21 protein-coding genes are annotated in these 23,236 nt (G+C 71.2%); 10 read left to right on the forward strand and 11 right to left on the reverse strand.

Annotation, left to right across the window (positions count from 1 at the left end; all coding sequences use genetic code 11):
- The first annotated feature begins 10 nt into the window (after positions 1–10).
- On the forward strand, positions 11–1,246 hold the full coding sequence (locus ACFZDI_RS34415) for a DUF4185 domain-containing protein (RefSeq protein WP_391256195.1): 1,236 nt from the start codon (positions 11–13) through the stop codon (positions 1,244–1,246).
- Here ACFZDI_RS34415 and ACFZDI_RS34420 read toward each other — a convergent pair.
- Positions 1,182–2,195 carry a bile acid:sodium symporter gene (locus ACFZDI_RS34420; protein WP_391256414.1) on the reverse strand — a complete coding sequence of 338 codons (1,014 nt, stop codon included), beginning with the start codon at positions 2,193–2,195 and terminating at the stop codon, positions 1,182–1,184. The genes ACFZDI_RS34415 and ACFZDI_RS34420 overlap by 65 nt on opposite strands.
- 159 nt (positions 2,196–2,354) lie before the next feature.
- Between ACFZDI_RS34420 and ACFZDI_RS34425 the strand changes: the two genes are divergently transcribed.
- From ACFZDI_RS34425 to ACFZDI_RS34435, 3 genes are all read left to right on the forward strand, one after another.
- The gene (locus ACFZDI_RS34425; RefSeq protein WP_391256198.1) at positions 2,355–3,233 is read left to right on the forward strand and encodes a LysR substrate-binding domain-containing protein; all 879 of its coding nucleotides are present in this window, start codon (positions 2,355–2,357) and stop codon (positions 3,231–3,233) included.
- Between the two features lie 323 nt (positions 3,234–3,556).
- Positions 3,557–5,383: a long-chain fatty acid--CoA ligase gene (locus tag ACFZDI_RS34430; protein ID WP_234847723.1), complete on the forward strand. Its 1,827-nt coding sequence runs from the start codon at positions 3,557–3,559 to the stop codon at positions 5,381–5,383.
- Between the two features lie 157 nt (positions 5,384–5,540).
- On the forward strand, positions 5,541–6,332 hold the full coding sequence (locus tag ACFZDI_RS34435) for an aldo/keto reductase (protein WP_391256417.1): 792 nt from the start codon (positions 5,541–5,543) through the stop codon (positions 6,330–6,332).
- A 72-nt stretch (positions 6,333–6,404) separates the two neighbouring features.
- On the opposite strand, the gene ACFZDI_RS34440 is transcribed toward ACFZDI_RS34435, so the two are convergent.
- From ACFZDI_RS34440 to ACFZDI_RS34450, 3 genes are all read right to left on the reverse strand, one after another.
- Positions 6,405–7,106, reverse strand: a complete 702-nt coding sequence (locus ACFZDI_RS34440; protein WP_234847724.1) for an SDR family oxidoreductase — start codon at positions 7,104–7,106, stop codon at positions 6,405–6,407.
- An 82-nt stretch (positions 7,107–7,188) separates the two neighbouring features.
- On the reverse strand, positions 7,189–8,094 hold the full coding sequence (locus tag ACFZDI_RS34445) for a methyltransferase (RefSeq protein WP_391256201.1): 906 nt from the start codon (positions 8,092–8,094) through the stop codon (positions 7,189–7,191).
- A gap of 129 nt (positions 8,095–8,223) precedes the next feature.
- Positions 8,224–9,939, reverse strand: a complete 1,716-nt coding sequence (locus ACFZDI_RS34450; protein ID WP_391256204.1) for a glycoside hydrolase family 6 protein — start codon at positions 9,937–9,939, stop codon at positions 8,224–8,226.
- Positions 9,940–10,388: 449 nt separating this feature from the next.
- Between ACFZDI_RS34450 and ACFZDI_RS34455 the strand changes: the two genes are divergently transcribed.
- Both ACFZDI_RS34455 and ACFZDI_RS34460 read left to right on the forward strand, forming a co-directional pair.
- Positions 10,389–13,307, forward strand: a complete 2,919-nt coding sequence (locus ACFZDI_RS34455; RefSeq protein WP_391256206.1) for a glycoside hydrolase family 48 protein — start codon at positions 10,389–10,391, stop codon at positions 13,305–13,307.
- A 399-nt stretch (positions 13,308–13,706) separates the two neighbouring features.
- Positions 13,707–14,021 carry a hypothetical protein gene (locus ACFZDI_RS34460; RefSeq protein WP_391256208.1) on the forward strand — a complete coding sequence of 105 codons (315 nt, stop codon included), beginning with the start codon at positions 13,707–13,709 and terminating at the stop codon, positions 14,019–14,021.
- On the opposite strand, the gene ACFZDI_RS34465 is transcribed toward ACFZDI_RS34460, so the two are convergent.
- A complete protein-coding gene (locus tag ACFZDI_RS34465) occupies positions 13,990–14,733 on the reverse strand; it encodes a methyltransferase domain-containing protein (protein ID WP_391256210.1) in 744 nt (247 codons plus the stop codon). The two genes, ACFZDI_RS34460 and ACFZDI_RS34465, sit on opposite strands and share 32 nt — an antisense overlap.
- A 4-nt stretch (positions 14,734–14,737) precedes the next feature.
- Positions 14,738–15,043, reverse strand: a complete 306-nt coding sequence (locus ACFZDI_RS34470; RefSeq protein ID WP_234847729.1) for a 4a-hydroxytetrahydrobiopterin dehydratase — start codon at positions 15,041–15,043, stop codon at positions 14,738–14,740.
- A 126-nt stretch (positions 15,044–15,169) separates the two neighbouring features.
- On the opposite strand from ACFZDI_RS34470, the gene ACFZDI_RS34475 reads away from it, so the two are divergent.
- Positions 15,170–15,976: a helix-turn-helix domain-containing protein gene (locus ACFZDI_RS34475; RefSeq protein ID WP_391256214.1), complete on the forward strand. Its 807-nt coding sequence runs from the start codon at positions 15,170–15,172 to the stop codon at positions 15,974–15,976.
- Here the strand turns inward: ACFZDI_RS34475 and ACFZDI_RS34480 are convergent.
- A complete protein-coding gene (locus ACFZDI_RS34480; RefSeq protein WP_391256217.1) occupies positions 15,958–16,383 on the reverse strand; it encodes a hypothetical protein in 426 nt (141 codons plus the stop codon). The genes ACFZDI_RS34475 and ACFZDI_RS34480 overlap by 19 nt on opposite strands.
- A 241-nt stretch (positions 16,384–16,624) precedes the next feature.
- Between ACFZDI_RS34480 and ACFZDI_RS34485 the strand changes: the two genes are divergently transcribed.
- Both ACFZDI_RS34485 and ACFZDI_RS34490 read left to right on the forward strand, forming a co-directional pair.
- Positions 16,625–17,488 (forward strand): helix-turn-helix transcriptional regulator, encoded by an 864-nt coding sequence (locus ACFZDI_RS34485; protein WP_234847732.1) that lies wholly within the window; start codon positions 16,625–16,627, stop codon positions 17,486–17,488.
- A gap of 134 nt (positions 17,489–17,622) precedes the next feature.
- Positions 17,623–18,090, forward strand: a complete 468-nt coding sequence (locus ACFZDI_RS34490) for a nitrate reductase molybdenum cofactor assembly chaperone (RefSeq protein WP_234847733.1) — start codon at positions 17,623–17,625, stop codon at positions 18,088–18,090.
- Between the two features lie 99 nt (positions 18,091–18,189).
- On the opposite strand, the gene ACFZDI_RS34495 is transcribed toward ACFZDI_RS34490, so the two are convergent.
- Positions 18,190–18,576 (reverse strand): helix-turn-helix domain-containing protein, encoded by a 387-nt coding sequence (locus tag ACFZDI_RS34495; protein WP_234847734.1) that lies wholly within the window; start codon positions 18,574–18,576, stop codon positions 18,190–18,192.
- Between the two features lie 103 nt (positions 18,577–18,679).
- Here ACFZDI_RS34495 and ACFZDI_RS34500 point away from each other — a divergent pair, with 103 nt between their 5' ends.
- On the forward strand, positions 18,680–19,525 hold the full coding sequence (locus ACFZDI_RS34500; RefSeq protein WP_391256221.1) for an NAD(P)H-binding protein: 846 nt from the start codon (positions 18,680–18,682) through the stop codon (positions 19,523–19,525).
- A 235-nt stretch (positions 19,526–19,760) separates the two neighbouring features.
- On the opposite strand, the gene dnaK is transcribed toward ACFZDI_RS34500, so the two are convergent.
- From dnaK to ACFZDI_RS34515, 3 genes are all read right to left on the reverse strand, one after another.
- Positions 19,761–21,638, reverse strand: a complete 1,878-nt coding sequence (gene dnaK, locus ACFZDI_RS34505; RefSeq protein WP_391256224.1) for a molecular chaperone DnaK — start codon at positions 21,636–21,638, stop codon at positions 19,761–19,763.
- Positions 21,639–21,705: 67 nt separating this feature from the next.
- Positions 21,706–22,446 carry a glycerophosphodiester phosphodiesterase family protein gene (locus tag ACFZDI_RS34510; protein ID WP_391256227.1) on the reverse strand — a complete coding sequence of 247 codons (741 nt, stop codon included), beginning with the start codon at positions 22,444–22,446 and terminating at the stop codon, positions 21,706–21,708.
- A gap of 273 nt (positions 22,447–22,719) precedes the next feature.
- The gene (locus ACFZDI_RS34515; protein WP_062930137.1) at positions 22,720–23,148 is read right to left on the reverse strand and encodes an OsmC family peroxiredoxin; all 429 of its coding nucleotides are present in this window, start codon (positions 23,146–23,148) and stop codon (positions 22,720–22,722) included.
- Between the last annotated feature and the right edge of the window lie 88 nt (positions 23,149–23,236).

A 23,236-nucleotide genomic window follows, 5' to 3' on the forward strand; every position in this document is an offset into this window, starting at 1 on the left:
GTCACGGGGCGTGCCCGACGCCTCAGGAGCCTTACGAGCCCGGCAGCGCACGGGAACCGGGATCGGCCTGCTGCTGGTCCTGGTTCTCGGCGCGGCGCTGCTCATCGCCCTGCCCGACGACGAAGGCGGTTCGAACGACGCCTGCCGGGCGCTCACGGTCGGCTCCTGGAAGGCGGACGCCGGTCTCGACGCCGAGTTCGCCCGCTACGGCGACGACCCGACCCGCACGGACGACTGGACCGGCGGCGACGGCACCCACTCGGTGCGGTTGCCGGACGGCCGGGTGCTGTGGCTGTTCTCGGACACCTATCTGGGCCGGGTGTACGGACCGCCCAACCCGCACGGCGAGTCCTACGCCTGGCGGGACGCCGGCACGCCGCTGGTGCGCAACTCCGCCGTGCTCATGCGCCAGGGCCGCCTCGAAACCACTTTGCCGGCCCCGCTGTTCGCCGACCCCGCACCCGGCAAGTGGCGCTGGCCGGTCGCCGCCCGCGTCGAACCCCGCGCCCCCGGCTCCTCGGAGCAGGTCGTGCGGGTGCTGCTGTGGGTGCGCACGGCAGGCCGGTCCCCCTGGATCTACGGGGTGCCCACCGCGACCGAGGTCGCCACGCTGTCCCTGCCCGGGCTGCGTCTGGAGTCGATCGTCGAAGTGCTCGGCCAGCAGCTGGTCCCGGACCCGTCCGGGCGGGTGCTGTTCGGTACGACGCTGGTGGAAGAGGACGGCTGGACCTATGTGTTCGGCGGCGACGACGGCCGGGCCGCGTCCCGTCCCGTTTCGCACGCGTACGCGGCCCGGGTGCCGGAGGGCCGGCTCGCGGATCCGGGGGCCTGGCAGTACTGGAGCGGTTCGGCGTGGGTGCCGGGTGCCCGCCCCCGGCCGGTGCTCGGGGACGGGCGGCGCACGGGTGTGGGCAGCGCGTTCTCGGTGGTCCGGGAGGGCGGGACGTACGTGCTGTTCACGATGGCCGCCGGCCCCGAGGGGCTCACTTCGGTGGCGTCCTACTGGGCCTGCTCCCCGGCCGGCCCGTGGCACGGCCCGGGCAAGGAGTTCGCTCCGCCGCTGCCCCCGGGGCAGGTCGCCGCCTACAATCCGCAGGCGCACCCGGTGCTGAGCGGCGACGGACGGCTCGTCCTGAGCTACGACGTCAACTGGCTGGAGACGACGGGCGCCGCCGACCGGCTCAGCCGGAACGTGTCCCTGTACCGACCACGGTTCCTGTCGTTGCGACTGACTGCGGCGCGGTGACTTCCGCCGCCGCCTCCCGCGCGCGCCGCTTGGCGATCACTGCGCACACGATGAGCTGCATCTGGTGGAAGAGCATCAGCGGCAGCACGGCGAGCGCCGCCTGCGCGCCGAACAGGACGCTGGCCATGGGCAGTCCGGCGGCCAGGGACTTCTTCGAACCGGCGAACTGGAGCGCGATCCGGTCCGCCCGGCCGAACCGCAGCGCCTTGCCGCCGTACCAGGTGAGCACCAGCATCACGGTGAGGATCACGGCCTCGACGACGGCCAGGCCGCCCAGCCGGGCGGGGCTGACCCGGTGCCAGATGCCCTGGACCATGCCCGCGCTGAACGCGGTGTAGACCACCAGCAGGATCGAGCCGCGGTCCACCAGGCCGAGGACCTGCTTGTGGCGGGTGACGAAACCGCCGACCCAGCGGCGCAGCACCTGCCCGGCGAGGAACGGCACCAGCAGGTGCAGCACGATCTTCAGCAGCGACTCGGCGGAGAACCCGCCACCGCTGCCGCCGAGCAGGCAGGCCGCGAGCAGCGGGGTGGCGACGATGCCGACGAGGGAGGAGAAGGAGCCCGCGCAGATCGCGGCGGGCACGTTGCCACGGGCCATGGAGGTGAAGGCGATCGACGACTGGACGGTCGACGGGACCAGCGTGAGGAAGAGCAGGCCCTGGTGGAGCGGGTGCGTCAGGATCACCGGCACCAGCCCGCGGGCCGCGAGACCGAGCAGCGGGAAGACCAGGAAGGTGCAGGCCAGGACCGTCAGGTGCAGCCGCCAGTGCCGCAGGCCGTCGAGCGCCTCACGCGTGGAGAGCCGCGCGCCGTACAGGAAGAACAGGAGGGCGACCGCCGCCGTGGAGGCACCTGAGGCGACCTCGGCGGCCGAGCCGCGCGCCGGGAGGAGTGCGGCGAGGCCCACCGTCCCGAGCAGCAGCAGGATGTAGGGGTCGATCGGCATCCGGTTCGGCCGGCTCAGGCGTTTCACGGTGCTCCACTTGCTTGGCACTTCGGTCGGTCCGGGCCGCAGCGGCCCCGCTCCATCCTGCGCCCGTTACCGGCGATCGGGAATCCCGTACACCGCTCTCACTGTCATCGCGATCTGCGATAGCTTGGAACTATGTACGATCCGTCGCATCTGCGCACGTTCCTGTCGGTGGCGCAGACGCTGAGCTTCACGCAGGCCGCGCGGCGGCTCGGACTGCGGCAGTCGACGGTCAGCCAGCACGTGCGGCGACTGGAGGACGCCGCCGGGCGGACGCTGTTCACCCGGGACACGCACTCGGTGGAGCTGACCGAGGACGGCGAGGCCATGCTGGGCTTCGCGCGCCGGATCCTGGAGGTGCACGAGCAGGCCGCGGCGTTCTTCACCGGCACCCGGCTGCGCGGCCGGCTGCGCTTCGGAGCCTCGGAGGACTTCGTGCTGACCCGGCTGCCCGAGATCCTTGAGGGCTTCCGGCACGAGCACCCGGAGGTGGACCTGGAGCTGACGGTCGAGCTGTCGGGCACGCTGCACGAGCAGCTGGCCGACGGCAAGCTGGATCTGGTGCTGGCCAAGCGGCGCCCCGAGGACCCGCGGGGCGAGCTGGTCCGGCGCGACCGGCTGGTGTGGATCGGCGCCGAGCGTCTCCGGCTCGACCCGGAGCGTCCGGTGCCGCTCATCGTCTATCCGCCGCCCGGCATCACCCGCGCGCTCGCCCTGGAGGCCCTGGAACGGCAGGGCCGGGAATGGCGGGTCGTGTGCACCAGCGGCAGCCTGAACGGTCTCGTCGCGGCGGCCCGGGCCGGTCTCGGCGTGATGGCCCACTCCCGCGGTCTGATCCCGCCGGGTCTGGTCCGGGTCCCGGACCGGGCGGGGCTGCCGGAACTGAGGCAGGTCGACTTCGTCCTGGTCCACGGCAGGCGCAGGCCGTCCGCGCAGGGTGCGGCGGACGCTCTGGCGACGGCGATCCTGGCGGGCGGGGACCGGCTGCACCGCAGCGGGCGCAAGGGTCTGTGATCTGCCCGGTCCCTCACCTCCGAGGGAAGCGGAGTGACAGAATCCGCCGCGGCTCCGCTGTCAGGAGAGGCACCGTCGCAAAGCGCGTCGCACCACGGCCGGCTCGTACAGATTCAGTGGAGATTACGGCACCGAAACTTACTCAACCGTCAGTTTTGTGTCCGACCCTTCCCCATGTGAGCGCTTTTTCCCTGACTGACCAGCGCATACAAGAGCGCTGCCCGTCTTCGCACCCCCTCCCGCCCCCTGCCCGGGTGGGGTAGCTTTCACGGCGCTGTGCGGGGCGTCACTCGACTGAAGCGCTGAGGAGCGGGGAGCGGGGTTTGCGCGAGTTCACCAACCCTCCGTTGGCGTTGGCACCTCCGGTGGGTGGTCTGGCCGACGTGGTCTTCGAGCATGCCCAGGAGGACCCGCTGCACATCGCGCTGGGCCGCAAGGACGACTCCGGTCAGTGGCGGGACGTCACCAGCGCCGAGTTCCGTGACGAGGTGCTCGCCCTGGCCAAGGGGCTGCTGGCGAGCGGCATCCGGTTCGGCGACCGGGTCGCGATCATGTCCCGTACGCGCTACGAGTGGACCCTCTTCGACTACGCGCTGTGGACGATCGGCGCGCAGGTGGTGCCGGTCTACCCGACGTCCTCGGCCGAGCAGTGCTTCTGGATGCTCTACGACGCCGAGGTGACGGCCGCGGTCGTGGAGCACGAGGACCACGCCATGACCATCGCCACCGTCATCGACCGGCTCCCCCGGCTGCGCCGGCTGTGGCAGCTGGACTCCGGCGCCGTGCACGAGCTGTACGACGCGGGCGCGCACCTCGACGACGAGGTGGTGCACCGCCACCGGCAGGCCGTCACCCCCGACTCGGTCGCCACGATCATCTACACCTCGGGCACCACCGGACGCCCCAAGGGCTGCGTCATCACCCACGGCAACTTCATGTACGAGGCGGACACCGTCATCGAGCGCTGGGAGCCGGTGTTCCACTCCAAGCGCGGCGACGAGGCGGCGACCCTGCTGTTCCTGCCGCTCGCGCACGTCTTCGGACGGATGGTCCAGGTCGCCGGGATCCGCGGCAAGGTCAAGTTCGGCCATCAGCCGCAGCTGAACGCGGCGGCCCTGCTGCCGGACCTGGCCGCGTTCAAGCCGACGTTCTTCCTGGCCGTGCCGTACATCTTCGAGAAGGTGTTCAACGCGGCCCGCCGCAAGGCCGAGAAGGAGGGCCGTTCCGGTCCCTTCGAGAAGGCCGTCGACATCGCGATCAAGTACGCCGACGCGATGGAGGCCAAGGCCTGGGGCACCGGCCCCGGCCCGTCGGCGGGCCTGCGCATGCAGCACCAGTTGTTCGACAAACTCGTCTACACCAAGATCCGCGCCGCGATGGGCGGCCGCATCAAGCACGCCATGTCGGGCGGCTCGGCGATGGACCGCCGCCTCGGGCTGTTCTTCGCCGGCGCGGGCGTCCACATCTACGAGGGCTACGGCCTGACGGAGTCCACGGCGGCCGCGACCGCCAACCCGCCGGGGCGCACCCGCTTCGGCACGGTGGGGCAGCCCATCCCGGGCACGACCGTGCACATCGCGGACGACGGCGAGATCTGGCTGCACGGCGAGAACGTCTTCCAGGGGTACCTCAACAACCAGAAGGCCACCGACGCCACCCTGCACGACGGCTGGCTCGCCACCGGTGACCTCGGCACGCTGGACGAGGACGGTTTCCTCACCATCACCGGCCGCAAGAAGGAGATCCTGGTCACGTCCGGCGGCAAGAGCGTTTCACCCGGTGTGCTGGAGGAACGCGTCCGGGACCATCCGCTGGTCAACCAGTGCATCGTCGTCGGCAACGACCGCCCGTACATCGCCGCCCTGGTCACCCTCGACCAAGAGGCCGTGGAGCACTGGCTGGCCATGCGGGCCAAGCCGCAGATGTCCCCGGCGGAGCTGGTGCGCGACGCGGATCTGGAGACGGAGGTGCGCCGCGCGGTGGTCGCCGCCAACACCCTCGTCTCGCAGGCCGAGTCGATCCGCACCTTCCGCATACTCGCCCAGCCTTTCACCGAGGAACACGGGCTGCTGACCCCGTCGCTGAAGCTGAAGCGCAAGGCGATCGAGAAGGCGTACGAGAACGAGGTCGAGGCGCTCTACCGGGCGTGACCCCCGCTCCTTGGGGCAGGTGTGGCTTCGGAATTCTCCCGTCAGGAATGCATCACCGCCCGTGATCGTTGACGATGGGAGCCCACCTGACCACTTACCGAAGGATCGAGAGCTCGTGAGCAAGGTCCCCCCGATCATCCTGAACAACGGCGTCGAGATGCCCCAGCTGGGCTTCGGCGTCTGGCAGGTGCCGGACGACGAGGCCGAGACGGCCGTCGCGACGGCACTGGAGGCCGGGTACCGCAGCATCGACACCGCGGCGATCTACGGCAACGAGGAGGGCACCGGCAAGGCCATCGCCGCCTCCGGTCTGCCCCGCGAGGAGCTCTTCGTCACCACGAAGCTCTGGAACGCCGACCAGGGATACGACTCCACGCTGCGCGCCTTCGACACGTCGCTGGAAAAACTCGGCCTGGACTTCGTCGACCTGTACCTGATCCACTGGCCGATGCCGGAGCGGGGTCTGTACGTCGACACCTACAAGGCGTTCGAGAAGCTGCACGCCGACGGCCGCATCCGGGCCATCGGTGTCTCCAACTTCCTTCCCGAGCACCTGGAGAAGCTGATCGGTGAGACGTCGGTCGTCCCGGCTGTGAACCAGATCGAACTGCACCCGCACCTGCAGCAGGGCGCCTCCCGCGAGTACCACGCGCAGCAGGGCATCGCCACCGAGGCCTGGTCGCCGCTCGGCCAGGGCAAGGGCCTGCTGGAGGTCCCGGCGATCGTCGCCATCGCCCGGAAGCACGACCGCACCCCCGCGCAGGTCGTGCTGCGCTGGCACATCCAGCTGGGCAACGTGGTGATCCCGAAGTCCGTGACGCCGTCGCGGATCAAGGAGAACATCGACGTCTTCGACTTCAGCCTCGACGACGAGGACCTGGCGGCCATCAGCGCCCTCAACGAGGACCGGCGCATCGGCCCGGACCCCGCGGAGTTCAACGCCGCCTGAGCCGTACCGGCAGCGCCCCGGTCCCGGAGCCCCTCGCGGGGCCCGGACCGGGGCGTCGTCCATCCCGCCGCCTCAGACCGGCTGCCCCACCGGCCGTACGACGACCGTGTTGACGTCGACGCCCTCCGGCTGGCTCATCGCCCAGACGACCGAGTCGGCGATCTGGCCGGCGGTGAGAAGACGACCGGGCGGGAGGCTGCCGTAGGAGTCCCAGAAAGGCGTCTCCGTCCGGCCCGGCGCGACCAGGGTGACGCCCACGCCCCACTCGGTGACCTGCCGCCGGGTGTTCTCGGCGAGCCCGGTCACCGCCCACTTCGTCGCCCCGTAGATGTTGCCCGGCCCGTGCACGAACCCGGCGACGCTTCCGACCAGGACGATCCGGCCGCGCGTCTCCTTCAGGGCGTCGATGGACGCCCGGATCAGCAGGGCGGGCCCGAGGACGTTGGTCAGCACCATGTCCCGCCAGCCGTCGGGGTCCCCCTCGGCGACCGTGTCGTGGGTCGCGGAACCGGCGTTGGCGACCACCGTGTCCAGCCGTCCGAACGCCTTGACCGTGGTGTCGACCGCCGATCGGACGTCGTCGTACACGGCGGTGTCACCGGCGATGGTCAGCAGCCCCTCGGGACGTCCCAGATCCTCGGCGAAGTCGCGCAACCGCTCCTCCCCGCGGCCGGTGACCGCCACCCGGTTCCCGGCGTCCAGCAACTTCCGTGCGACGGCGGCGCCGATGCCGCTGCCACCACCGGTGATGAGCGCGACCTGTGGGTCGGACATGGATTCCCCCTGTGATGTGGTCCGGAGCGCGATGCCGGGGAGTCCATCAGTTGAAGTGCTCTCGAAGTCAAGCGCGGCCGCGCTAACCCGGCCGGACCGCCGTGTGCACCGTGTGGGCCTCCAGGACGAACACGTCCGGGCGGCGGTGCAGGCCCGCCTCGTCGTCGGGGTCGAGCAGTCGGTCGACGGTCGCGAGGTCCTCGGCGTCGAGCCCCTCGGCGAGCTTGTCGCGCATGTGCGACAGGGAGGCGACGACATAGGCGCGGGCCCGGTCCGATACGGGGGCCGGCAGGTCGAGCAGGAAGCTGTGCGTCCTCGTCGGCTTGAGTCCCGCGGCGGTGAGCAGGGCCGGCCAGTCCTCGGTCTCGGCCACGTGCCCGGGCAGGTCGGTGCGCATCCGGGTGAACCACTCCGCCTCCACCGCGTCGATCCGCGCCTGGAGACCGGGACGGCCCATGCCGATGTCACGCGGCAGAAACCGCAGGGGCAGACCGCCCTCCATGAGGGCCAGCGTGCCGCCCGGCGCGAGATGCCGGGCGAAGGCGGCCAGCGCGGCCCGCTGGTCGCCCAGGTGATGCAGACTGCGGCTCGCCCACAGCAGGTCGGCGGGGTAGTCCAGTTCGGCGAGCACATCGGGCAGCTCGCCGGCGAGCGTGCCGAAGCGGTCGGCGACGCCCTGTCGCCCGGCGCGCGCCCGGGCCCGCTCCAGCAGCGCCTCGGAGCCGTCCACCGCCAGGATCCGGGCGCCCGGAAACGTCTCAGCGAACAGGCACGACACGACACCCGGACCGCTGCCCGCGTCGACGATCAGACCCGGCTCGGTGACCTCCTGCGCCAGCCAGCCGAACGCCCGCTCGTACAGGGGCGCGAACAACTCCGCCGAGGACTCCAGCACCGGGCCCATCTCGGCCCAGTCGAGGTCCGTGTGGCCGTGGTGAGCGCCGTGCTCGTGGCCGGGCTCGTGCTCGTCGTGGTGGTGGTGCGCCATGGTGGTCAGCCTCTCGCTCGGATGCGGTCAGCGTGCGCCGACGCACCGGGCGGAGGCCAGTGCTGTTGCCGGTCCCGCAAATCCGCCGGGGACGTGGCCCCGGCGGATCGGCGGTTCACCGCGAACCGGTCAGGACAGCGGCGGGTAGGCGTTCTGCATCAGTTGCCGGAACTGGGCGGAGAACCAGTGCCCGGACACCGGCGCGTCCGGCAGGGCACCGGACATGTTGTTGTTGTTGCGCGGGTTGCCGGTGTAGGTCGGGTCGCACATGCGGTCGAAGCCCTTGCCCTCGTCGTTGGGGATGGCCTTGCTCGACCCGTCGGACTCACCCGGAGGCTTCATCCACACGTACGCGTCGATCCCCGCGGCCGGGGCGGCCTTCGGGCGCTCGCCGAGACCGGCTCCGGACTGGTTGCACCAGTTGCCGGCGTTGAAGCGACGGTCGTAGCGCCCGCCGTCGACATAGGTGTCGACGCTGGTGGTCGCGCCCGGTCCGGTGGGCCGTGCGGCGCCGCCCCAGCCGTTGCGGGAGGTGTCGATCAGCATGCCGATGTTCGAGGCGAAGCCCGCCGAGACCAGCTGGTTGCGGAAGGCCTGGGCGTAGGACAGCTCGTCGAGGTAGCGGTTCCAGTCGACCCACTTCGACTCGCGGACGGACTTGCCGGCCACGGTGTCGTCGAGGGTGAAGTTGTTCTCCTTCAGGGCGCTGTAGTTCGCCGTGTTGGTGATGAAGCCGTGGACGTCGTCGACCGTGGCGCCCTCGGCGGTCGCCGCCTCCTTCATGATGGTGGCGGTGGGGCCGAAGTTGTCGTCCCAGCCGATCCAGCCGTGGTGCCCGGCGTCGACGTAGTTGTAGACGTTGGGCACGTCGCCGAGCTTGTTGAGCGCGTAGCCGACGCCCTTGACGTAGTTGCCGTTGGCCTTCATCACGTCGCACTGCGGGACGGCCGTCGGGCGGCTGCCGGTGTTGGTGACGAGGTTCGGCAGCGAGTCGATCTCGACCGTGGTGACGATCCGCAACGAGGCGTACTTCGGGTCGGCGAGGATCGCCTTGATCGGGTCGATGTACTCCGTCTTGTAGCGGCCGATCTCGTCGGCCTTCAGCTCGCCGTTGGAGGCGAGGGCGGAGCAGTCCCGGCCCGGCAGGTTGTAGATGACGAACTGGACGACGAGCTCGCCGGATCCCTTCTGGCGAAGCGCCTCGTCGAGGTGGTCGCGCAGGCCCATCTTCCCGCCGGCGCCGTTGATCGCGGCGATGCGGTCCAGCCAGACACCGGTCGGCTGGTTGGAGACCCGGCTGCCGCCCGGCTCGGCGGCGGCGTTCGCGGACCACTCCGGGTTCACGTACACCTTCGCGCCCTCGTAGGGGTTGTTCACGCGGCTGGACGGTCCGCCCGGGTCCGGCGGGTCCGTGGGGCCGCCACCGCCGTCGACGTTGCAGGTCACGCCGTCGAGGGTGAAGGTCGCCGGGATCGCGTTGCTGCCGCTGTAGCTGCCCTGGAAGCCGAAGCTGACGGAGCCGCCGGTCGCCAGCTGTCCGTTGTACGTCTCGTTGGCGGCGGTGACAGCGGCACCGCTCTGGCTGATCCTGGCGTTCCAGCCGCTGGTCACCTTCTGGTTCCCGGCGTACGACCACTTCAACGACCACGACGACTTGGCCGCGCTGTTGTTGGTGAGGGTCACGGCGGCGGTGAAGCCGTTGCTCCACTGGTTCTGGATCGTGTAGTCGACGGTGCAGGGGACGGCGGCGGTGCCGGCGCCGCCCGGGTCGACGGCGAAGGCGGTGCCGGTCGCGCCTGCGACCAGAGCCATGGCGGCCAGTAACGCGGTTCTCGTACGGCTCATGAGTGGGGGTCCCTCTTCCGTTGGGTTCCTTGCGATTTCCGCGGTTCCGTGGGGGTTCAGAGGTGCGGTGAGGTCGTCGCCGGGCATGCCGGAGCGAGCGGCGCCGTATGCGGCCTGCGGAGGGCGGTGACTGGCCGCCGCGCGCGGCTGACTCACGCCGGCGGCGGCTCAAAGCACTGAACGCGGGGGTGTCGCATGAGCGACTCCTTGCAGGTCGGGCGCGCCGTGACGGACGCGTCGACTGATGGAACCGCTCCCACTGGTGCCATGGAAGGTAGCGGCAAGTGACGGTGAAGAACAGGGGAGTTGCCGACTTTTGCGCAAGGCGGCGCATCGAATCTTTTCGACTCTTCGAGGACCTTGACCGGTACCTGACGTATCCGCACTATGGGAGCGCTCCCACTGGTTCAGGCCTTGACTTCTCCGAGCCGCAAGGAGGAACCAGCACCATGCATCCCCCACCCCGGAGGCGGAGAGCCGCGCGGCGTCTGTGGACCGCCGCGCTCGCCGCTCTCGCCCTTCCGCTGACGATGCTCTCCTCAGGGTCGACTCCCGCGCAGGCGGCGGCACTCCAGTGCAGTGTCGACCACAAGACGAACGACTGGGGCTCAGGTTTCACGGTGGACCTGACCCTCACCAACCGCGGCACGGACGTCATCGACGGCTGGACGCTGACCTACGCCTACTCCGGCAACCAGAAGCTGGGCAACGGCTGGAACGGCACCTGGTCGCAGGCCGGCCAGAACATCACCGTGAAGAACGCCTCCCACAACGGGCGGATCGCGGCGGGCGCCGCCGTCTCCACCGGTGCCCAGTTCTCCTACAGCGGCTCCAACACCGCGCCCACGTCCTTCTCGGTCAACGGCACGCCCTGCACCGGCGCGCACCAGCCGCCGATCACCGTGCTGACCAGTCCGAGCGCGGGCGCCGTCTACACCCAGGGCCAGGCGGTGCCGCTGGCGGCCACCGCCGCCGCCGCGGACGACGCCACGATCAGCAAGGTGGAGTTCTACGACGACACCAAGCTGCTGGGCACGGACACGAGCGCGCCCTACGCCCTGTCCGTCTCCGACCTGGCCGTGGGCAGTCACTCGCTGGTGGCGAAGGCGTACGACAGCATGGGCGCATCCGCGGACTCCACCCCGGTCGGCATCACCGTCTCCTCCGGCCCGACCGTCGTCGCCTCGCCGCCCCAACTGGGCGTCCAGTCCGGCAAGTCGGGCACCTACGAGGTGAAGCTGTCCAAGCAGCCCGCCTCCAACGTGACGGTGACGTCGGCCCGCGCGAGCGGCAACTCGGGGCTGTCGGTCTCGGCCGGCGCCTCGCTCACCTTCACGCCGCAGAACTGGAACACCGCGCAGAAGGTGACCGTCACGGCCGCCGACTCGGGCACCGGATCGGCCGTGTTCGAGTCGACGGCCGCGGGCCACGCCAAGGCCTCGGTCACCGTGACGCAGCTGGCGGCGGCGAAGGTCTACGACGCCCGCTTCCTGGAGCTCTACGGGAAGATCACCAACCCGGCGAACGGCTACTTCTCCCCCGAGGGCATCCCCTACCACTCGGTCGAGACGCTGATCGTCGAGGCCCCGGACCACGGCCACGAGACCACCTCGGAGGCGTACAGCTACCTCCTGTGGCTCCAGGCCATGTACGGCAAGGTGACGGGTGACTGGTCGAAGTTCAACGGCGCCTGGGACCTCATGGAGAAGTACATGATCCCCACTCACGCCGACCAGCCGACCAACGCGTTCTACAACGCCTCCAAGCCGGCCACCTACGCGCCCGAACTGGACACGCCCGACGCGTACCCGGCCAAGCTCGACAGCGGTGTCCCGGTCGGCCGCGACCCGATCGCCGCCGAGCTGAAGAGCGCGTACGGCACGGACGACGTCTACGGCATGCACTGGCTGCAGGACGTCGACAACGTCTACGGCTACGGCAACGCGCCCGGCAAGTGCGAGGCGGGCCCGGCGGACACCGGCCCGTCGTACATCAACACCTTCCAGCGCGGCGCGCAGGAGTCGGTGTGGGAGACGGTGCCGCAGCCGACGTGCGACGCCTTCAAGTACGGCGGCAAGAACGGCTATCTCGACCTGTTCACCGGTGACGCCTCCTACGCCAAGCAGTGGAAGTTCACCAACGCCCCGGACGCCGACGCGCGGGCCGTGCAGGCCGCCTACTGGGCGGACCTGTGGGCGAAGGAGCAGGGCAAGGGCTCCGCCGTTTCCGCGACGGTCGGCAAGGCCGCGAAGATGGGCGACTACCTGCGCTACTCGATGTACGACAAGTACTTCAAGAAGGTGGGCAACTGTGTCGGGCCCGCGGCCTGTCCGGCGGGCACCGGCAAGGACGCCTCGTTCTACCTGATGTCCTGGTACTACGCCTGGGGCGGCGCCACCGACACGAACGCCGGCTGGGCCTGGCGCATCGGCTCCAGCCACGCCCACGGCGGCTACCAGAACCCCCTGGCCGCCTACGCGCTCGCCAACTACGCGCCGCTGAAGCCGAAGTCGGCGACGGGCGCGGCGGACTGGGCCAAGTCCATGGACCGGCAGCTGGAGTTCTACCGCTGGCTGCAGTCGGACGAGGGCGCCATCGCGGGCGGTGCGACCAACAGCTGGGCGGGCCGGTACGCGACCCCGCCGTCGGGCAAGTCGACGTTCCACGGCATGTACTACGACGAGAAGCCCGTGTACCACGACCCGCCGTCCAACCAGTGGTTCGGCTTCCAGGCGTGGTCCGTGGAGCGCGTCGCCGAGCTGTACCAGCAGACGGGGAACGCGCAGGCCAAGACGGTCCTCGACAAGTGGGTCGACTGGGCGCTGTCCAAGACCACGTTCAACCCGGACGGCACGTTCCGCATCCCGTCGACGCTGCAGTGGTCGGGCCAGCCCGACACCTGGAACGCCTCCAGCCCCGGCGCCAACAGCGGCCTGCACGTCACCGTCGCCGACTACACCGACGACGTCGGTGTGGCGGCCGCGTACGCCAAGACCCTGACGTACTACGCGGACCGCTCCGGTGACACGGAGGCCGCGGCGGCGGCGAAGAAGCTGCTGGACGGCATGTGGGCCAACCACCAGGACGCCCTCGGCGTCGCGGTCCCGGAGAACCGGGCCGACTACAACCGCTTCGGCGACCGGGTGTTCATCCCGAGCGGCTGGACGGGCACGATGCCGAACGGTGACGCGATCAGCTCGTCGTCGACGTTCGAGTCGATCCGCTCCTTCTACGAGGACGACCCGGCCTGGTCCAAGGTCGAGAGCTATCTCGCGGGCGGTGCGGTTCCGTCGTTCACGTATCACCGGTTCTGGGCCCAGGCGGACATCGCCCTGGCCATGGGCTCGTACGCGGAGCTTCTCGAATAGCGCCGCCGGGCGCTCCGCGGGTGGGGCCGTGGCCGACTGCGGGTCCGTCGGGGCTGGTCGCGACCACGCGGCGGAGCCGCATATCGATGCAGCCCCGCGCCCCCGAGAAGCAGGTGCGTCCGAAGCTCTGCGTTCGTTCTCGTCACCTGACGACGAGGCCGACCCGCCGGGCGGCCCCTCAGCACGGGGAGCCGCCCGGCCCTCGCACGTCCCCCTTACGCCGGGAAGAGCGCCCGGATCGACGGGGGCGGGTTCGTGCCCGGCATCGTCTTCAACCGCTCCGGGAGGAATCTGGCCTACAAGCTGGGTGAGCGGACCTGCGCGGTTGTCTGAGCGGGCGGTCACCGGCGGAAGGGGGCGCACTGCCGTACCGCTCCTCCAGTTCCGCCGCCGTCCGGCATGCCGCACCTGTCGGCGAAGGGGGCGACGCTGCGGCTCTTCGACCGGGAGAGGGAGCAGTGGTCCCTGTACTGGGCCTCCAGCATCAGTGGGACGCTGTTCCCGCCGGTCGTCGGCCGGTTCGAGGGGGGCATCGGGACGTTCCACGGCGACGACACCTACGACGGCAAGGACATCCGGGCGCGGTTCGTCTGGTCGGGCGTCTCCGCCACGTCCGCCCGCTGGGAGCAGGTGTTCTCCGTCGACGCCGGGGACACCTGGGTGACCAACTGGATCATGGAGTTCACCCGGCCTTCTGGAACGACCGCAGGCTGAACACCGGGTCGGGGCGTGGCCGGTCCTGGTCGGGGAGCCGGGCGAGGCGGTCGGCGAATCCGTCGGCGAGGGGGTGGCCCGGCGGCAGTGTGACGAACCAGCCCCTGCGCAGGTCGGCGATCGTACGGCGGGGGCTGCGGCCCTGGCCGTGACCGGTGAAGCGGGCCTGTCCGGCCGGGACCAGGCCGTGGGCGGCGGCGCAGGACTCGACGTCCGCCGCCGCGTCCCGGACCGGGCCGGGCGGCCGGGAGGACAGCACGACATCGATGTCACTGCCCACGTTGTGGGAGGCGGCCTTGTCGACCGTGGTGACGTAGACGCCGCCGGGGCGCAGCACCCGGGCGCACTCGGCGACGAAGGCCCGCACCTCGGCGGGCCCGGCGGCCAGGTGCAGCAGCCACACGGTGCACACGGCGTCGAACTGCCCGTCCCGGAAGGGCAGCCGGCGGCTGTCGGCGCGTACGACGGCACCGGGGAGCCGGGTGGAGGCCTGCCGGGCCATGGCCGCGGCGAGGTCGACGCCGGTCACCCTCATGTGGTCGCGGGCGGCGGCGAGCCGGCGGGTCACGATGCCCGTGCCGCAGGCGACGTCGAGCAGACGGCGCGTGTCCGGCGGTACGAGGCTCAGGACGCCCTGTGCGGCGGCGGCCGCCCGGGGCTCGCCGCCGCGCGAGGCGTCGTACCGCTCCGCTTCCTTGTCGTAGTCGAGCACCCGGTCAGTGTGCCCCGTGCCCGGGGGCGAGGTCCTCCACCCTGCGGGCGAGCTCGAAGTCCTTCTCGGTGACGGCGCCGCCCGCGCTGTGCGTGTGCACGGACAGGGAGACGGTGTTGTAACCGAGCGTGAGGTCGGAGTGGTGGTTCAGTTCCTCCTGGACCTGGGCGATGTGCACGACCATCGCCGTCGCCGAGAAGTGCGAGCCGAGCCGGTAGGAGCGGACGAGTCGGTCCTGGTCGAGCGACCAGCCCGGCAGCTCGGCCAGCCGGTCCTCGACCTCTTTCTGCGACAGCGGTTCGACGGGCATGGGCTGCGCTCCTTCCCAGACTGCTGTGTCCCCGGTGTCCTCTCAGCCTGCCACAAGGGGGCGGCCGAAGCCCTGGTCAGACGGTGCGTCTGTCCGGGACGACCGGATCTCGACTACGGTCCCGGCATGACCACTCACCCGTCCACCGCCGAGCGGGGCGTGGGCCCGCTGCTGCGGGCCTGGCGGGAGCAGCGGCGGGTCAGCCAGCTGGAGCTGGCCCTGCGCGCGGACTCCTCGGCCCGGCACATCAGCTTCGTGGAAACCGGCCGTTCCCGGCCCAGCGAGGACATGGTGCTGCGGCTGGCCGAGCATCTGGACGTGCCGATGCGGGAGCGCAACGCGCTGCTGCTGGCGGCCGGTTACGCCCCCCGCTATCCGGAGACCCCCCTGGAGGACCCGGCGCTGGGCGCGCTGCGGGAGGGCATCGAGCGGCTGATCGGTGGCTACGAGCCGTACCCGGCCCTGGTGGTGGACGCGCTGTACGACGTCGTGGCCGCCAACCGGGGGGTGATGACGCTGGTCGAGGGTGTCGGCGAGGAACTGCTCGCACCGCCGCTGAACGCGATGCGGCTGGCCCTGCACCCGCAGGGCCTCGCACCCCGCATCCGCAATCTGCGCGCCTGGCGGGGTCATCTGCTGGAGCAGATGGAGCGGCAGATCGCCCTGCACCGCTCGCAGCCGCTGCGGGCGCTGTACGAGGAGGTGGCGGCGTATCCGGTGCCCGACGCGGATCCGGCGGACGAGCCGGACGAGCCGGTGCCGTACTTCGCGCTGCCGCTGCGGATCGAGCACGAGGGGCGCACACTGTCGTTCATCTCGTCGATCTCCACGTTCAACACGCCGATGGACGTGACGGTCGCCGAGCTGGCCATCGAGACGCTGCTCCCGGCCGACCCGGCGACCGCCAAGTACCTTCAGACGCTGGTGTCCTGACGGGCCTTCAGCGCCGTGTGCTGCAGGGCCGCGAAGCCGGCCACGACCAGGGCCTGGAGCACCGTCCACACCGCTCCCGGCGTGCTGGGCGAGAGCCACAGCGCCAGGGCCACGAGGCTCACCACCGCCCAGGCGAGGTTGGCCTCGACGACGGCCCGCACGCCGCCCGCCGGCGGCTGTCGGCGGGCGGCCAGCAGGCCCACGCCCGCCGCGTAGACGGCGAGAAACGCGCCCAGGGCGAGGAGCAGCGTGGCGTCGGCGCCGAGGAACCGCCCGAGCGGGCCGGAGAACGCGAGATAGGCGAGCGCGTTGCCGCCGGTCACGACGGCGTCCAGGGCGAGGAAGCGGCGCAGCATCGACTGCGGCTCACGGGTGCGGGCGAGTGCGGCGAGCTGGAACGCGGACATGGGGAATCACCCTCATTCGGGTCGTGGTGCGGCGGCTGGGGCCGGGTCCCGGGGCGGAGTGCGCCGGCCCGGGACCCGGTGCGTCCACGATCCCTTCCGGGTGGCGTCCGGTCGATTACCCGCGAGGTCATGCCCGCTTGACGCCTCCGCTTCCGGCGATCTTCTCGCTCCGGGCCCTGTCACGCCGCCGACCGTCCGTGACAGACTGATCGCAGGCTTGGGCACGTTGGGGAGGCGTGGCGTGAGTGAACGGCGGGCCGCACCCACCGTGGGCCAGGTGGTCCTGGGCAAGCGGCTTCAGGAGCTGCGGGAGGCCGCGGGTCTCAGTCGGGACGAGGCCGCGAAGGTGCTGCGGGTCGCCCCGGCGACGGTCCGGCGGATGGAGACCGCCGACGTCGCGTTGAAGATCCCGTACGTGCAGATCCTGCTGACGGCGTACGGGGTGGCGGCGGACGAGGTCGCCGCCTTCGTCGACCTCGCCGAGGAGGCGAACCGGCCGGGCTGGTGGCAGCGGTTCCACGACGTGCTGCCGGAGTGGTTCAGCCTGTACGTGAGCCTGGAGGGCGCGGCCCGGATCATCCGGTCGTACGAGCCGCACTTCGTGCCGGGGCTGCTGCAGACCGAGGGGTACGCCCGGGCCGTGCTGCAGGGCGGCACCATCGCGAACGCCGGGCCCGAGGCCGTGGACCGGCACGTGTCGCTGCGCATGGAGCGCCAGCGGCTCCTGGACCGGCCGAACCCACCGCACCTGTGGGTCATCATGGACGAGACGGTGCTGTGCCGCCCGGTGAGCGCGGACGGCCGGGTGATGCGCGACCAGCTGGACAAGCTGCTGGAGTACGCCGGGCGCGACCGGGTCACCCTGCAGATCGCGGAGTTCGCGGACGGCCCCCACCCGGGGACGTACGCCCCGTTCTCGCTGTTCCGCTTCGCCGAGCCGGAGCTGCCCGACATGGTCTTCACGGAGTACCTGACCGGCGCGCTGTACCTGGACTCCCGCAAGGAGGTCTCCGCGCACCTGGAGGTGCTGGACCACATGACGGCCCGGGCGGGCTCCGCGCAGCGCACGGAGGAACTGCTGCGGGAGTACCGCGAGCGCTACTGAGCCTTGCGGCCCCGCCCTCGACGTCATGGGACGGGTTCTGACCCGTACGGGCGCCGTCGGCAGGTGTGCCCCCCGGCCCGCCCCTAGCGTCGGGATGACCGCACGGGCGGGCGAGCGCACGTGAAGGAGGTCCGATGCCCGGATTCGAGCTGCTGTACCAGGCGGCCGCGCTGTGCCTGATGTACCCCGACGACGGCTTCCGCGCCCGGCTGCCGCTGCTGCGTGAAGCCGCCCCACAGCTGCGGGAGTTCGCCGACCACGCGGCCGTCACCCCGCCGCGGGAGCTGGCCGCGCACTACGTGGAGGTGTTCGAGGCCGGGCAGGACCACAGCCTGTATCTGAGCGCCTGGCGCGAGGCGGCCCCGGCACCGTCCGAGGAGCTGTACCGCGCGCACGGCCTGGAGACGACCGGTGAGGAGCCGCCGGACTTCCTGCCCGCGGTCCTGGAGTGCGCGGCCCGCACCGGCGACACCGAGCTGCTCGCGGAGCACCGGGACGGCCTGGACCTGCTCCGGTCGAAGCTCACCGACTTCGGCACGCCGTACGCGACGGTCCTGGACGCGGTGTGCGCGACGCTGCCGCCGGTGGCCACGGGGCGCTAGTGCCGCGGCAGGCAACGTTCGCCCGGTCGCGACGCCCGGCACGCCCTCTCGCCGCACCGGACGCCGCTCCTTCACGGGCAAACGTTGCCTGCCGCGGCACTAGTTCTCGCTGTCGTAGGCGTGGCGGGCCTGCTCGACCTTCTCCAGATGGGCGGCCGACCAGTCGGCGAGGTGCGCGAAGAGCGGGGCGAGGCTGCGGCCGAGCTCGCTGATCTCGTACTCGACCCTGGGCGGGACCTCGGGGTGGTATGTGCGGACGACCAGGCCGTCCCGTTCCAGTTGCCTGAGGCGCTGGGTCAGCACCTTCGGCGTGATGGTGCCGATGCGCCGTTCCACCTCGACGAAGCGCTGCCGGCCGTGGGTGTGGAGAGTCCACAGGATGGGCGTGGTCCACCGGCTGAACACGATGTCCACGACCGCGCTGATCGGGCAGGCGAGTTCCGGCAAAGTCGCGGCGGACGCCGCCCCGGTCGTGTGAGTGGCCATGCGCGCCCCTTTGGGATAGTCACTTTCCTCTAGGTACCTACTATATCGGCGGTGCTAGCGTCCACGACATCGGCAACCAGGCCGTGTGACAGGGGAGTTGCTCATGATCGTGGTGACCGGTGCGACCGGAAACGTGGGCCGATCACTCGTACAGGCCCTCGCCGGGGCCGGGGAGAAGGTGACCGCGACCTCGCGGAGGGTCTCGGACGCGGACGTGCCGGAAGGCGTCCAGGCGCGCCCGGCCGATCTGACCGACGCCGGCAGTCTCCGTCCCGTGCTGGACGGCGCCGACGCGCTGTTCCTGCAGAACGGCGGAGCCGCCGCGCACCTGCTCGACCCCGGGCGGATCCTCGACGCCGCCCGGGCCGGCGGAGTCCGGCGCGTCGTACTGCTGTCCTCCCAGGGGGTGGCGACCCGTCCGGAGTCGGTCTCCCACGGGAGTGTCGGACGGGCCATCGAGGACGCCGTGCGGCGGTCGGGCCTGGACTGGGTGATCCTGCGCCCCGGCGGTTTCGCCTCCAACGCCTACGCCTGGGCCGGTCCGGTCCGTACCCGGCGGACCGTCGCCGCGCCGTTCGGTGACGTCGGTCTGCCCGTGATCGACCCCGACGACATCGCCGAGGTCGCCGCGACGGCCCTGCGGGAGAACGGGCACACCGGGCAGGTCTACGAGCTGACCGGGCCCGCCCTGAGCACGCCCCGCCAACGCGCCGAGGCACTGGCGGAGGCCCTCGGCGAACCGGTCCGCTTCGTCGAGCAGACGCGTGAGGAGGCCCGTGCGCAGCTGCTGGAGTTCATGCCCGGGCCCGTGGTGGAGACGACCCTCGCCATCCTCGGCGAGCCCACTCCCGCGGAGCAGCGCGTCAGCCCCGACGTGGAGCGAGTACTGGGCCGCGCACCCCACCCCTTCACCCACTGGGCCCACCGCAACGCCGCGGCGTTCCGCTAGGCGTGCCGGGCACCGCAGGGCGGGTGGCCGTCGCGGGCACGCCCCAGGGCCTGCGGCATCTGGTCGTCGACACCGGCGTCCGGGTTTCGGCCGCAGCGTCCTGGTGCCGGCGCGGCGGGGGGGCAGTGATGCCGGCCTGCGGGTGGACGCCGGCCGCATTCGCCCGCGGCGGTTCGGCCCCGACAGGTGCCGCCCATGTCGCCGCCTTCCGCCAGGGCCCCTCGCCCCCAGCGGTTCAGCCCTGGGCGGGGCCTGCCTTCTCGTCCCCGGTGTGCTTCTCCTCGTCCACGATCTCCGCGTCGACCACTCCCTCCTCATCGGATGAGGCGGTGGAGGGCCCCTCGGTGGGGGGCTGGGGCTGCTGCGCCTGGGCGTACATCGCCTGGCCCATCTTCTGGCTGACGGAGGCGAGTTTCTCGACACCGGCGCGCAGGGCCGCGGTGTCCGCCTGCTGTTCCAGTCGCTCCTTCACCTCGGCGACGGCCGACTCGACCTCGGACTTCGTGTCGGCCGGGATCCGGTCGCCGTTCTCGCGGAGGAAGTTCTCGGTCTGGTAGACCAGTTGCTCGGCCTGATTGCGTGTCTCGGCGGCCTCGCGCCGGGCGCGGTCCTCCTCGGCGTACTGCTCGGCCTCGCGCATCATGCGGTCGATGTCGTCCTTGGGCAGGGCCGAACCGCCGGTCACGGTCATCTTCTGCTCGCGGCCGGTCGCCATGTCCTTCGCGGAGACGTGCATGATCCCGTTGGCGTCGATGTCGAACGCCACCTCGATCTGCGGCACACCGCGCGGCGCCGGCGGCAGGCCCGTCAGGTCGAAGACACCGAGCTTCTTGTTGTACGCGGCGATCTCCCGTTCGCCCTGGTAGACCTGGATGCCGACGGAGGGCTGGTTGTCGGCGGCCGTCGTGAAGATCTCCGAACGCCGGGTCGGAATGGTCGTGTTGCGCTCGATGAGCTTCGTCATGATGCCGCCCTTGGTCTCGATGCCCAGGGACAGCGGGGTGACGTCGAGCAGCAGCACGTCCTTGACGTCGCCGCGGATGACACCCGCCTGGAGCGCCGCGCCCACGGCCACGACCTCGTCGGGGTTGACGCCCTTGTGCGGTTCCTTCCCGGTGAGTTCCTTGACCAGGTCGGTCACCGCGGGCATCCGGGTGGAGCCGCCGACGAGGATGACGTGGTCGATCGCCGAGAGCTGCACGCCGGCGTCCTTCACCGCCTGGTGGAAGGGCGCCTTGCAGCGGTCCAGCAGATCGGCGGTGAGCTCCTGGAACTGGGCCCGGGTCAGCTTCTCGTCGAGATGCAGGGGCCCTTCGGAGGAGGCCGTGATGTAGGGCAGGTTGATGGTCGTCTCCGTCGAGCTGGACAGCTCGATCTTGGCCCGCTCGGCGCCCTCGCGCAGCCGCTGCACCGCCATCTTGTCGCCCGTGAGGTCGACGCCGTACTGGCCCTTGAACCGCTTGATCAGGTACTCGACGATCCGCTGGTCCCAGTCGTCGCCGCCGAGGTGCGTGTCGCCGTTGGTGGCCTTGACCTCGATGACGCCCTCGCCCATCTCCAGCAGCGACACGTCGAAGGTGCCGCCGCCGAGGTCGAAGACGAGGACCGTCTGGTCGTTCTCCTTGTCCAGGCCGTACGCGAGGGCCGCGGCCGTCGGCTCGTTGATGATGCGCAGCACCTTCAGGCCCGCGATCTCACCGGCCTCCTTGGTGGCCTGCCGCTGGGTGTCGTCGAAGTAGGCGGGGACGGTGATCACCGCGTCGGTGACGTCCTCTCCGAGGTAGGACTCGGCGTCCCGCTTGAGCTTCTGCAGCACCCGCGCGGACAGCTCCTGGGCCCGGTAGCGGGTGCCGTCCACGTCACCCTCGCCCGGGAAACGCCAGTGCGCGTCGCCCATGTACCGCTTGACCGAGCGAGCGGTGCGCTCCACGTTCGTCACGGCCTGCCGCTTGGCCACCTCTCCGACGAGGACCTCGCCGTTCTTGGCGAACGCCACGACCGAGGGTGTGGTCCTGGCCCCCTCCGCGTTGGCGATGACCGTGGGCTCGCCGCCCTCCAGCACCGCGACCACCGAGTTCGTGGTTCCGAGGTCGATCCCGACCGCTCGTCCCATCGCTGTCCCCTTCCGCCAGGGCGACGACCCGTCCCACACTCCAGCACAAAACTTGAGTGCGCCGTTGTCAATGCCGCGAGCGGGTGATCGGTCCGCGCAGCGCGACGGCGCGCCGGGGCCGGTCGGTGACGAGCACGTCGACGCGCGGGTGGGTGAGGAAGGACCGCATGAGGCTGTCGTCGTTGACGGTCCAGACCATGGTGAACAGGCCGCGCCGGGTCGCCTCGCGCAGCACATTGGTCCTGGCCAGCCGCTGGTGCACGGCGACGCCGTGGGCCCCGCAGGCCCGGATGCGGCGGGCCGGGAACAGCTCGCTCAGCCGGGTCCCGGGCAGCCGGGCCAGGGCGAGCTCTCTGCGGTCACGGCCGAGGGACAGGGCGGTGCGCACTTCGGGGAAGCCCCGGGTGACGGCCGCGACGGAGCAGTCCTCCAGCGTCGTCACGACCAGCCCGTCCGCTCCCAGCAGGGCGACGGCCCGGTCGATCACCTCCCGCTCGTAGCCGATCTCCTTGAGGTCGAGGTGGGCCACGAGTTTCCCGGCGATCAGGGCCATGACGTCGTCCACCACGGGCACGGCGTATCCGGCCCGGTCGCACAGCTCGGCGTGGGTGACCCGCGCCAACGGCGGCCCGGCCGGGCCGACCCGGGGGTCGTGGTAGACGACGAGGACTCCGTCCCCGGTGCGGCGGATGTCGAACTCGACGTACTCCGCGCCGGACGCGATCGCGTCCTCGTACGCCTCCCAGGTGGCGGGACCGGCGCGTTCGGAGCCGCCCCGGTGGGCGGAGACGGCGGGGCGGGGCGTCATGGCCGTCGGTTCCCGGAGGGCGAGCGGGGCGGTGGCACGGGCGCGAAGTCGTCGGCGGATGCGGGCAGCAGGGAGCCGGAGCGGGTGCGGACCCGTCCGAGCAGGACGTATCCGATCACGACGAGGACGTCGAAGGGAAGCCGGGCAGCATCGCGCTCCTTCCGGCCCGGTGTTCCAGGCGTCTGGTTCCTACCCCGGCCGGGGGTGGTGAACCGACGAGGCCGCGCGGGCCGCCCCCGGTGGGCCGGCCCGCGCGACGCCAGGTGCCGCAGGTCAGGCGAGCTTGGCGGTCAGCGTGATGGGCGTGGCCTTGAGGGCCTGGCTGACCGGGCAGCCGACCTTGGCCTCGTCGGCGGCGGCCTGGAAGGCCGCCTCGTCGATGCCGGGGACGGTGCCCTCGACGGTGAGGTGGATGCCGGTGATGCCCTCACCGGGCTGGAAGGAGACGTCGGCCGAGGTGATGAGCTTGGTGGGCGGCGTCCCGGCCTTGTTGAGGATGTTGGAGAAGGCCATGGAGAAGCAGCTGGAGTGGGCGGCCGCGATCAGCTCCTCGGGGCTGGTCTTGCCGTTCGCCTCCTGGGCGCGCGAGGCCCACGTGACCGGCTGCTCGCCGATGGCACCGGAGGAGTCGAAGGTGACGACACCGTTGCCCTCGAGCAGGTTGCCTTCCCAGACCGTGTGTGCGGAGCGCGTGGTAGCCACGAGTTCTTCCTTTCGCGTGCGGACTCGCGTGCGGGCCCGTCTCCGGGCCCCGTGTCCCCCATCCGATCACACTACGGCTCAACTCACG

This window comes from Streptomyces sp. NPDC007907, assembly GCF_042959365.1.
Classification (GTDB): Bacteria; Actinomycetota; Actinomycetes; order Streptomycetales; family Streptomycetaceae; genus Streptomyces; species Streptomyces indiaensis.

Bases quoted from the DNA above. Each gene is read 5' to 3' on its own strand.
- ACFZDI_RS34420 (WP_391256414.1), bottom strand. From the start codon at position 2,195: ATGCCGATCGACCCCTACATCCTGCTGCTGCTCGGGACGGTGGGCCTC.
- ACFZDI_RS34425 (WP_391256198.1), top strand. From the start codon at position 2,355: ATGTACGATCCGTCGCATCTGCGCACGTTCCTGTCGGTGGCGCAGACG.
- ACFZDI_RS34435 (WP_391256417.1), top strand. From the start codon at position 5,541: ATGCCCCAGCTGGGCTTCGGCGTCTGGCAGGTGCCGGACGACGAGGCC.
- ACFZDI_RS34440 (WP_234847724.1), bottom strand. From the start codon at position 7,106: ATGTCCGACCCACAGGTCGCGCTCATCACCGGTGGTGGCAGCGGCATC.
- ACFZDI_RS34445 (WP_391256201.1), bottom strand. From the start codon at position 8,094: ATGGCGCACCACCACCACGACGAGCACGAGCCCGGCCACGAGCACGGC.
- ACFZDI_RS34450 (WP_391256204.1), bottom strand. From the start codon at position 9,939: ATGAGCCGTACGAGAACCGCGTTACTGGCCGCCATGGCTCTGGTCGCA.
- ACFZDI_RS34455 (WP_391256206.1), top strand. From the start codon at position 10,389: ATGCATCCCCCACCCCGGAGGCGGAGAGCCGCGCGGCGTCTGTGGACC.
- ACFZDI_RS34460 (WP_391256208.1), top strand. From the start codon at position 13,707: ATGCCGCACCTGTCGGCGAAGGGGGCGACGCTGCGGCTCTTCGACCGG.
- ACFZDI_RS34470 (WP_234847729.1), bottom strand. From the start codon at position 15,043: ATGCCCGTCGAACCGCTGTCGCAGAAAGAGGTCGAGGACCGGCTGGCC.
- ACFZDI_RS34475 (WP_391256214.1), top strand. From the start codon at position 15,170: ATGACCACTCACCCGTCCACCGCCGAGCGGGGCGTGGGCCCGCTGCTG.
- ACFZDI_RS34480 (WP_391256217.1), bottom strand. From the start codon at position 16,383: ATGTCCGCGTTCCAGCTCGCCGCACTCGCCCGCACCCGTGAGCCGCAG.
- ACFZDI_RS34490 (WP_234847733.1), top strand. From the start codon at position 17,623: ATGCCCGGATTCGAGCTGCTGTACCAGGCGGCCGCGCTGTGCCTGATG.
- ACFZDI_RS34495 (WP_234847734.1), bottom strand. From the start codon at position 18,576: ATGGCCACTCACACGACCGGGGCGGCGTCCGCCGCGACTTTGCCGGAA.
- ACFZDI_RS34500 (WP_391256221.1), top strand. From the start codon at position 18,680: ATGATCGTGGTGACCGGTGCGACCGGAAACGTGGGCCGATCACTCGTA.
- dnaK (WP_391256224.1), bottom strand. From the start codon at position 21,638: ATGGGACGAGCGGTCGGGATCGACCTCGGAACCACGAACTCGGTGGTC.
- ACFZDI_RS34510 (WP_391256227.1), bottom strand. From the start codon at position 22,446: ATGACGCCCCGCCCCGCCGTCTCCGCCCACCGGGGCGGCTCCGAACGC.